8 protein-coding genes are annotated in these 9,813 nt (G+C 72.0%); 7 read left to right on the top strand and 1 reads right to left on the bottom strand.

Annotated elements, in window-relative coordinates:
- The first annotated feature begins 58 nt into the window (after nucleotides 1–58).
- The 7 genes from HW577_RS14265 (at nucleotide 59) to HW577_RS14295 (ending at nucleotide 8,688) form a co-directional block, all read left to right on the top strand.
- The gene (locus HW577_RS14265; protein ID WP_198376806.1) at nucleotides 59–1,015 is read left to right on the top strand and encodes an ABC transporter substrate-binding protein; all 957 of its coding nucleotides are present in this window, start codon (nucleotides 59–61) and stop codon (nucleotides 1,013–1,015) included.
- Nucleotides 1,012–2,955 carry a sensor histidine kinase gene (locus HW577_RS14270; protein WP_198376807.1) on the top strand — a complete coding sequence of 648 codons (1,944 nt, stop codon included), beginning with the start codon at nucleotides 1,012–1,014 and terminating at the stop codon, nucleotides 2,953–2,955. Before HW577_RS14265 ends, HW577_RS14270 begins: the two co-directional genes overlap by 4 nt.
- Entirely contained in the window at nucleotides 2,952–3,350 is a 399-nt protein-coding gene (locus HW577_RS14275; RefSeq protein WP_198376808.1) for a response regulator, read from the top strand. The genes HW577_RS14270 and HW577_RS14275 overlap by 4 nt, the downstream gene beginning before the upstream one ends.
- Entirely contained in the window at nucleotides 3,347–4,588 is a 1,242-nt protein-coding gene (locus tag HW577_RS14280) for a response regulator (RefSeq protein WP_198376809.1), read from the top strand. Before HW577_RS14275 ends, HW577_RS14280 begins: the two co-directional genes overlap by 4 nt.
- Before the next feature lie 258 nt (nucleotides 4,589–4,846).
- On the top strand, nucleotides 4,847–5,866 hold the full coding sequence (locus tag HW577_RS14285; protein WP_198376810.1) for a putative 2-aminoethylphosphonate ABC transporter substrate-binding protein: 1,020 nt from the start codon (nucleotides 4,847–4,849) through the stop codon (nucleotides 5,864–5,866).
- Nucleotides 5,867–5,876: 10 nt separating this feature from the next.
- A complete protein-coding gene (locus HW577_RS14290) occupies nucleotides 5,877–7,001 on the top strand; it encodes an ABC transporter ATP-binding protein (protein WP_198376811.1) in 1,125 nt (374 codons plus the stop codon).
- On the top strand, nucleotides 6,994–8,688 hold the full coding sequence (locus tag HW577_RS14295) for a putative 2-aminoethylphosphonate ABC transporter permease subunit (RefSeq protein ID WP_198376812.1): 1,695 nt from the start codon (nucleotides 6,994–6,996) through the stop codon (nucleotides 8,686–8,688). Before HW577_RS14290 ends, HW577_RS14295 begins: the two co-directional genes overlap by 8 nt.
- A gap of 136 nt (nucleotides 8,689–8,824) precedes the next feature.
- Here HW577_RS14295 and HW577_RS14300 read toward each other — a convergent pair.
- Nucleotides 8,825–9,813: ATP-binding protein (locus HW577_RS14300; RefSeq protein WP_198376813.1), on the bottom strand; the 989-nt coding region annotated here is incomplete at its 5' end.

Consider the following 9,813-nt stretch of genomic DNA (forward strand, 5'->3'; position numbering starts at 1 on the left):
CGGCGCTCGGCCTCGTCGCGCCGGTGCCGCTGCTCGCCCGCGCCGACGAGGTGATCGAATGATCGCGCGGCGCGGCCTTCTCGGCGCGCTGGCGCTGCCGCTGCCCGCCATGGCGCAGCCGCGCCGGCCGCGGCGCATCGGCTACCTTCACGCCGTGACCATCGCGCCCGAGAACACCGCCATGCGCGTCTTCACCCCGCTCTGGCGCCGGGCCGGCTTCGTCGAGGAGCAGAACCTGTTCCTGCGCAGCGCGCAGGGCGATGGCAGCCGCCTGCCCGGGTTGGTGGAGGAACTGCTGCGCCTCGATGTCTCGGTCATCATGGCCATCGGCGCCGAGGTGCTCGCCGCCTGCGCACGCGGCACGCGGTCGGTGCCGATCGTGGCCGTGGACCTCGAGACAGATCCGGTGGCCGCGGGCCTTGCGCAGAGTCTCGCCAGGCCGGGCGGCAACGTCACCGGCCTGTTCCTCGACCAGCCCTCGATGGCCGGCAAGTGGCTCGACCTGCTGGTCGAGGTGGCGCCGCGCACGCGCCACATCGTCTTTCTCTGGGACCCGAGCGCCGGCCCGCTGCAGCTCGCCGTGGCGCAAGGCCTCGCGGCGCAACGGGGCCTGACGACGGAGGTGATGAACTGGCGCCAGGTGGGCGATTTCGACCGGGCCTTCGCCCCGCTCGACGTCGCGCGCACCGGCGTGGTCTGCCTGACCGCGCCGGGCTGGAGCAGCGTGCTGCCGCGCCTCGGCCCCGCGCTGCTCGCGCGCCGGCTGCCCTGCGTCACCTTCCTCAGCAGCTATCTCGGCGGCGGCATCCTGCTGGGCTACGGTCCCGACCAGTTGCAGTTCTGGGGGCTGGCGATGCCGATGGTCGAACGCATCCTGGCCGGCGAGGACCCCGCAGTGATGCCGATCGAGCGCCCCCGCCGCTTCCATTTCGCCGTCGACATGCGCGTCGCGGCGGCACTCGGGCTGAGCGTGCCGGCGACCGTTCTTGCCCAGGCGGACGAGGTGCTGGAGTGAGGCCGCGCCGCAACCTCTCCCTCGCGCAGCGGCTGGCGCTCGCCTTCCTCGGCCTGGTCGCCGCCGTGCTGGTGGTGAATGGCAGCATCTCCATGTGGTTCGCCTACAAGGAGGCGACCGCCTCGGCCGTGCGTGTCGAGCAGGAGAAGGCGGATGCCGCCGCCGACCGCGTCGCGCAGTTCATCGCGGAGCTTGAGCAGCAGATCGGCTGGACCACCCGCGCCGACTGGGCGCGCGTGCCGATGGAACAGCGCCGCTACGACTTCATCCGCCTGCTGCGCCAGGCGCCCGCGATCACCGAGCTCCTCTACCTGGACGGGGAGGGACGGGAACGCCTCCGCCTGTCGCGGCTGGAGCCGGACGTGATCGACAGCGGCGCCGACCTGTCCGCCGACCCGCGCTTCCGCGGCGCGCGGGATCAGCGCGTCTGGTACGGGCCCGTCACCTTCCGCCGCGGTTCCGAACCCTACATGGCGGTCGCCATGGTCCATGCCGGCCGCAACGCGGGCGTGACCATCGCGGAGGTGAACCTCAAGCTGATCTGGGAGGTGATCACCGCGATCCGCGTCGGCGGCACCGGATACGCCTTCGTCACCGACACCGCCGGGCGGCTGATCGCCCATCCCGACATGAGCCTGGTGCTCCGCGAGACGGACCTCTCGGCCCTGCCGCAGGTGGCGGGCGCCATCGCCGCGGTCGGCGAGCGGGTGCGCGCGGCGCGCGGCGTGGACGGGCGGGCCGTGCTCTCGGCGCATGCCGCGATTCCACGCCTCGGCTGGATCGTCTTCGTCGAGCAGCCGACCGCGGAGGCGCTCGCGCCGGTCTATGCGGCCTTCTACCAGACGCTCGCGCTGCTCGCGCTCGGCGTCGTGCTCGCCCTGCTTGCCGGGGTGGTGCTCGCGCGCCGCCTGACCGGGCCGATCCGCGCGCTGCAGGCCGGTGCGGAACGGCTGGGCCAGGGCGATCTCGCCCAACGCATCGCGGTGTCCTCGGCCGATGAGATCGGCACGCTGGCGCTGCGCTTCAACGAGATGGCCGCGCGCATCCAGGAAGCGCAGGAAACGCTGGAAGCCAAGGTCGCCGACCGCACGCGCGAACTGGCGCAGTCGCTCGAGGACCTCAGCACCGCGCAGGGCCGCCTGGTGCAGACCGAGAAGCTCGCCTCGCTCGGCCAGCTGACCGCCGGCATCGCGCACGAGATCAAGAACCCGCTCAACTTCGTCAACAACTTCGCCGAATTGTCGGTGGAGCTGCTGGCCGAGCTGGACGAGGCGATGGACAGGGCGGGCCCCGCCCTCGACCCGGCGCTGCGCGCCGAGGTGATGGAGCTCAGTGCGATGCTGCGCGAGAACCTGGGCAAGGTCTCGGCGCATGGCCGGCGCGCGGACAGCATCGTGCGCAACATGCTGGCCCATTCGCGGGAAGGGAAAGGCGAGCGCCGCCCCGTCGACGTGAACACGCTGCTGGAGGAGACGCTGACGCTCGCCTGGCACGGCGCGCGGGCCGAACGCCCCGGCTTCAACGTCACGCTCGAGAAGCGGCTCGATCCCGCCGTCGGCCAGGTCGATCTCTATCCGCAGGAGTTCACGCGCGTGCTGCTCAACCTGTTCGGCAACGCGTTCCACGCCGTGCAGCAGAAGGAAGGCGCGGGCTTCCAGCCGCACCTGCTCGTGACGACGCAGGCGCGTGCGTCGGATGTCGTGGTGCAGGTGCGTGACAACGGGACCGGCATCCCCGAACCCGTGCGCGGGCACATCTTCGAGCCCTTCTTCACCACCAAGCCGCCCGGCCAGGGCACCGGGCTCGGCCTCTCGCTCTCGCACGACATCGTGGTGCAGCAGCATGGCGGGTCGATCGCCGTCGCCACGGAACCCGGCGCCTGGACCGAATTCACCATCTGCCTGCCGCGGCGCGCGGTGCTGGCCGAAGGTGCCGCATGAACGTGCTGGTCCTTGTCGTGGACGACGAGCCTGACATCGCGTCGCTGTTCCGCCAGCAGTTCCGCCGCGACCTGCGCCAGGGCCGCTTTGCGATGGAATTCGCCGGGTCCGGCCCGCAGGCGCTCGGCCTGATCGCGGCGGCGGCGGGGCGCGAGATCATCCTGCTGCTGTCGGATGTGAACATGCCTGGCATGAGCGGCTTCGACCTGCTGGCGCGCGCGCGCGCGCTGCGCCCCGATCTTCCTGTGGTCATGATCACCGCCTACGACGATGCCGGCACGCGGGAGCGTGCCGTGGCCGGGGGCGCGGAGGGGCTGCTCGCCAAGCCGATCGACTTCGCGCTGCTGCGCGAGGAGATCGACCGCAGGCTCGCGGCCCGTGAGGCCGCCCGATGAGCCTGATCCTGGTGGTCGATGACGAGCCGGACCTCGAGGCGCTGATCGTGCAGAAATTCCGCCACCAGATACGGGATGGACGCCTGGCCTTCGGCTTCGCGCGCGACGGGGTGGAGGCGCTGGAACGCCTGGCGGCGGCGCCGGAAACCGCCCTCGTGCTCGCCGACATCAACATGCCGCGCATGGACGGGCTGACGCTGCTCGAGCGGCTGCGGGAGATGCCCGACCCGCCCGACACCGTCATCGTTTCCGCCTATGGCGACATGGCCAATATCCGCACGGCGATGAACCGTGGCGCTTTCGACTTCCTGACGAAGCCGATCGATCTGGCCGACCTCGAGGCGACCATGGCCAAGACGCTGCGCCACGTCGAGAAGCGCCGCGCGGCGGAGGCGCGGCGCCTGGCCGCCGAGCGGGCGCATGCCGCGCTCGCGCGCTACTTCTCGCCGAACCTCGCGCGCCAGCTGGCCGATGCGGCACGGGCGCTCGACCTCGGCGGGCAGCGGCGGGAGGTGAGCGCGGTGTTCACCGACATCGCCGGCTTCACCGCGCTGGTCGAAGCCCTCGATGCGGCGGCGCTTGCGGCGCTGCTGAACGGCTACCTCGCCGGCATGACCGACATCGTCTTCGCCCACGGCGGGACGGTGGCCAAGGTGCTGGGCGACGGGCTGCTGCTACTGTTCGGCGCGCCGGACGACCAGCCCGACCATGCCGCGCGCGCCGTCGCCTGCGCACTCGCACTCGATGCCTTCGCGGAGGCCTTCCGGGCGGCGCGCGCGGAGGGCGGCGCGGCACTCGGCATCACGCGCATCGGCGTCCATAGCGGGCCGGCACTGGTCGGCGATTTCGGCGGCGGCCGGCATTTCGACTACACGGCCTATGGCGAGACCATCAACCTCGCGGCGCGGCTGGAAGCGGCGAACAAGGCGCTCGGCACGCGGCTGCTCGTCTCGGCGGCGACGGCCGCGCGCATCGGCGGCTTCCAGGGCAGGATGGTGGGCGACCTGCTGATGCGCGGCACGCGCCGGCCGATGGCTGCGTTCGAGCCGCTGACGCCCGACCGTGCGACGGCACCGGGCATGACGGCCTATGCCGAGGCCTTCGCACGGCTTGGCACCGCGGATGCCGAGGCGGCGCGCGCCATGGCGCGACTGGCCGCCGAGGGCGATGCGCTTGCCGGGTTCCACGCGCGGCGACTGGCCGGCGGCGGGGAGGGGGCGCTGATCGAGCTTGGCTGACGCGCCGGCCCGCCGCCCTTGCCGATGCGGCACGGCATGACGGCCATGCGCATCCGGCCGGCTGCAGGGGCTTTGGCGTGGCGCCGACCGGCAACGGTGCCGGGCTCCCGGGGAAGGCGCGCACCGCGCTCGACGCTTCCGCGCTGGTTGGGGTCCGGCATTGTCGAAGCCCCCTGACACGAAAGCGCAATCCTTCCGTCACATGGCTGACGCCGGGGCCGGGCTAGGGACGGGGCGATGCCCGAGGGAGTCACGCCCATGCGTCGCCTTGCCCTGCTTGCCTGCGCCCTGATCGGCCTCGCTCCCGCCGCCGAGGCGCAGCAGCGCACCCGCCTGACCGTCTACACAGCGCTCGAGAACGAGCAGCTCGCCCCGTTCAAGCAGGCCGCCGAGGCCGCGCTGCGCGACATCGAGATCGCATGGGTGCGCGATTCCACGGGCATCATCACCGCGCGGCTGATCGCCGAGCGCCAGAACCCCCGCGCCGACATCGTCTGGGGCCTGTCCGTCTTCTCGCTGCTGCAGATGGAGGCGCTCGACATGCTCGAGCCCTACACGCCGCAGGGGGCCGAGGCGCTGCGCGCGAACATGCGGTCGGACCGCAGCCCGATGACCTGGACGGGCATGGATGCCTTCGTCTCGGCCATCTGCTTCAACACAGTGGTCGCGCAGCAGCGCAACCTGCCGCGGCCGACCACCTGGAACGACCTGCTGAACCCGGTCTTCCGCGGCCAGGTGGTGATGCCGAACCCGAATTCCTCCGGCACCGGCTTCCTGACCATGGCGGGCTGGATCGGCGCGCGCGGGGAAGCGGGCGCCTGGGAGTACATGACGCGCCTGCACGAGAACATCCAGGTTTACACCCATTCCGGCAGCGCGCCCTGCAACAATGCCGCGCGCGGCGAATACGGCGTCGGCATCTCCTTCGACATGCGCTCGGTCGCGCTGCGCAACCAGGGCGCGCCGATCGAGATCATCGTGCCGACCGATGGCGTCGGCTTCGACCTCGAGGCGACGGCGATCCTGCGCGGTACGCGCAACCAGGCGGCGGCGCGGCGGCTGGCGGATTTCGCTGTCTCGCGCCCTGCGATGGAACTCTACGGGCGCTACTACGCGCTGCTGGCGCTGCCGGGCGTGGAGCCGACGGTGCGCAACTATCCGGCCGACTTCGCCGAGCGGCTGGTGAGCGCGGATTTCCGCGCCATCGCGACGCAGCGCGACCGGCTGCTGCGCGAATGGGCGGGCCGCTTTGACGGCAAGTCCGCGCCGCGCAACTGACGCGCGCCCGATGACCGCCGCCGTGCCGGACATCGCCACCGCCACGGCGGCGACATCGCGCCCCCGGGACGCCTATCTCCATGTCGAGGAGGTCGGCAAGCAGTTCGGCACCTTCGTCGCGCTGCATCGCGTGAGCCTGACGGTGCAGGCGGGGGAGTTCGTCACCTTCCTCGGCCCCTCCGGCTGCGGCAAGACGACGCTGCTGCGCGGCATCGCCGGGCTCGATCCGCCGACGACGGGGCGGATCATGCAGGAAGGGCGTGACATCACCCACCTGCCGCCGGCCGAGCGCGACTTCGGCATCGTCTTCCAGTCCTACGCGCTGTTCCCGAACCTGACGGTCGCGGCCAACGTCGCCTATGGCCTGCGCGGCCCCGCCTGGCCCAGGGCGCGGGTGCGGGACCGCGTGGCCGAACTGCTCGGCATCGTCGGGCTCGCGGACCAGGGCGCGAAGTATCCGGCACAGCTTTCGGGCGGGCAGCAGCAGCGCGTGGCTCTCGCGCGCGCGCTGGCGAACGAACCTGGCCTGCTGCTGCTGGATGAGCCGCTCTCCGCCCTCGACGCCATCGTGCGCCAGCATCTGCGGCAGGAGATCCGATCGCTCCAGCAGCGGCTCGGCGTGACGACGGTGATGGTCACGCATGACCAGGAGGAGGCGATGGGCGTGTCCGACCGCATCGTGGTGATGAGCCGCGGGCGGATCGAGCAGATCGGCACGCCGGCGGAGATCTACGACCGGCCCGCGAGCCCCTTCGTGGCAGGCTTCATCGGCCATTCCACCCGGTTCGAGGCGGTTGTGGATTCCCCCCCGGGTGTCCTGGTGTCGGGCGGTGTCAGGTTGCGCGCCGATGCGGCGCGCCCGCTGCTGTTCGGCACGCGCGTCACCTGCTTCATTCGCCCGGAGCACCTGCGGATTGACCGCGGCGACGAGGCTCCGCCAGGTTCCATCGTCGCGCGCGTGACGGGGCTCGAATTCCTGGGGCCGGTCTGCCGGCTGTCGCTCGAAGCCGGCCCGCTGCGGCTGCTCGCCACCATCGCGCCGGCGGATCTCGTCGTCCTGGAAGCGATCCCGGGCGCCGAGGTCGCCGCCACCCTGCCGCCCGAACGGCTGATGGTCTTCATCGACGATGTCTGAGGCTGTGCTGGCCGGCCAGCCGTCGCGGCCGCGCCGGTCGCTCGACCAGCGGATCATGCGCTGGGGGTTGTGGCTCGCGCTCGCCTTCCTGCTGGCCTTCCTGGCGCTGCCGCTGGCGACCCTGCTGCTGCGCGCCTTCGAGACGCCGGAGGGCGGCTTCGCGGGCATTGCGAATTTCCGCACCTATGTGACTACGCCGGCGTTGCTGGCCGCGGCCTGGAACAGCGTCTGGACGGCGGCCCTGACCGCGGCGATCGTCGTTCCGCTCGCCTTCATCTACGCCTATGCGCTGACGCGCGCCTGCATCCCGGCCAAGCCGCTGTTCCGGGCGGTGATGATGCTGCCGCTGCTCGCTCCGTCGCTGCTGCCCGCGCTCGCGCTGATCTACCTGTTCGGCAACCAGGGGATGCTGCGCTGGCTGCTGATGGGCGGCAGCATCTACGGGCCGTCGGGGATCGTCGCGGCACAGGTCTTCTACTGCTTTCCCTCGGCGGCGCTGATCCTCGCGGTCGCGCTCTCGACCGCCGATGCGCGGCTCTACGAAGCGGCAGCGGCGCTGCGGGCCACGCGGCTGCGCATCTTCTGGACCGTGACGCTGCCGGGGGCGCGCTACGGGCTCGTCTCGGCCTTCGTCGTCGTGTTCACGCTCGTCGTGACGGACTTCGGGATTCCGAAGGTGATCGGCGGGCAGTTCCCGGTGCTGGCGACGGATGTCTACAAGCAGGTGGTCGGGCTGCAGGACTTCAACATGGGCGCGGTGGTGGGCGTCGTGCTGCTCATCCCTGCGGTGCTCGCCTTCCTGCTCGACCGCTGGGCCAGCCGACAGCGCACGGCGACGATGAGCGGCCGCGCCGTGCCGCTGCGCCCCGCGCCGCGGGCCGTTCGGGACCGGCCGCTGCTCGCCGTCTGCATCCTCGTCGCGGCCACGCTGGTCGGCATCGTCGGCGTCGCTGTGTGGGGCTCGCTCATCCGCTTCTGGCCGTACAATCTGACGCTCACGCTCGAAAACTACGACTTCACGCGCTTCGACACGGCGGGTTGGGACTCGGTCTGGCTGTCGGTGCGCATGGCGGCGATGGCGGCGGCGGTCGGCACGGTGATCGTGTTCATCGTGGCCTATGTCCTGGATCGCGGGTCGCAGCACGGGCCGCTGCCCGGCATCGGGCGCTTCGCCGCGGCGGTGCCGCTGGCGGTGCCGGGGCTCGTGCTCGGCCTTGCCTATGTGCTGTTCTTCAACCACCCGGCCAATCCGCTGGGTTTCCTGTACGGGACGCTCGCGATCCTGGTGCTGAACTCGGTCGTGCACTTCTACACGGTCGGGCACCTGGCGGCGGTCACCGCAATCCGCCAGCTCGACCCGGAATTCGAATCGGTCGGGGCGTCGATGCGCGTGCCGGTGTGGGTGACCTTCGGGCGCGTGACGGTGCCCATGTGCCTGCCGGCGATCCTCGAGATCGCCATCTACCTCTTCGTCAACACCATGACGACGGTGAGCGCGGTGATCTTCCTGTATGGGCCCGACACCAAGCCAGCCTCCGTCGCCATGGTGCACATGGATGAGGCCGGCCAGGCCAGCGCGGCCGCGGCGATGGGGGTGGTCATCCTCGGCATCACCGTCACCGCGAAGCTCGCGCAGCTGCTGCTTGGCGCGCTGCTCGGGCGCGCGACGCAAGCGTGGCGGCGATGATGCGGGGGGAGAAGGGAACTTCTCCCCCCGGACCCCCCTCAACCTTCTTTGCCATTTGGCGCCCCGCCGCCGAAGGTCGGCGCCAGGAGACAAGGAAGGGAGGCAGCGCGGGGGTGGTTCTCCTCCCCCGCACACCTCACGCCGCCCGCCGCGGCAGGAGAAGCCTCGCCAGCAGCCCGCCGTCGCGCGATGTGCCGAGTTCGAGTCCGCCGTCGCTCCCCTGCGCGAAGCGCTGGGCGATCGCCAGCCCCAGCCCGACCCCCGAGCCACCGCGCGCCCGGTCGAGCTGTACGAAGGGCGCGACGGCCCGCGCGCGATCGGCCTCGGCGATCCCCTCGCCGGCATCGGACACCTCGACGACGAGCATCGGCCCTTCCTCGAGGATGCGCAGGCGCACCGGGGGGCGGCCATGGCGCAGCGCGTTGTCGACGAGGTTCGACAGCGCGCGCTTGGCCGCGACGCGCCGCAGCGGCAGCACGGCGCGCCCCGGGCCTTCGTAGGCGACGTCGTGCCCGGCATCGGCGGCGTCCGAGGCGAGGGTCTGCAGGATCGCCGCCAGATCGGCCGGCCGCACCGGCTCGGCGTCGCGCCCCTCGCGGATGTAGTCGAGGGTGCGCGCGATCATCGCCTCCATCTCGGCGATGTCGGCCTCGAGCCGGGCGCGCTCCTCGCCCTCGGGCAGGAAGCCCACGCGCAGCTGCAGGCGGGAGAGCGGCGTGCGCAGGTCGTGGCTCATCGCCGCGAGCGCCTCCGTCCGGTCCTCCAGCAGGCGCGCGATGCGGTCCTGCATGGCGTTGAAGGCCGCCGCGGCGTGGCGCACCTCCTCCGGCCCTTCGGTGGGCACGGGCCGCGGGCTCGGATCGCGGCCGATGCGGTCCGCCGCACTCGCCAGGCGCCGCAGCGGCCCGGTGATCCAGCGCACCACCAGGATCGAGACGAGCGCGATGCCGAGCGCCATCGCGACCATCGACGCGATCGCGCCATGGTCCAGCGCCCCGCCGCCCGCGCCGAGCCAGGGCGCCGAGAAGACAATCCAGCCGCCGCCCTCGGCCGGCAGCGCGCCGAGCACGCGATGGCCGGGTTCCGCCTTCGGGTCCCAGCCGATCCGCGCGCCGGGGCCGAGAA

The organism is Neoroseomonas rubea (genome assembly GCF_016106015.1).
Taxonomy (GTDB): Bacteria; Pseudomonadota; Alphaproteobacteria; order Acetobacterales; family Acetobacteraceae; genus Neoroseomonas; species Neoroseomonas rubea.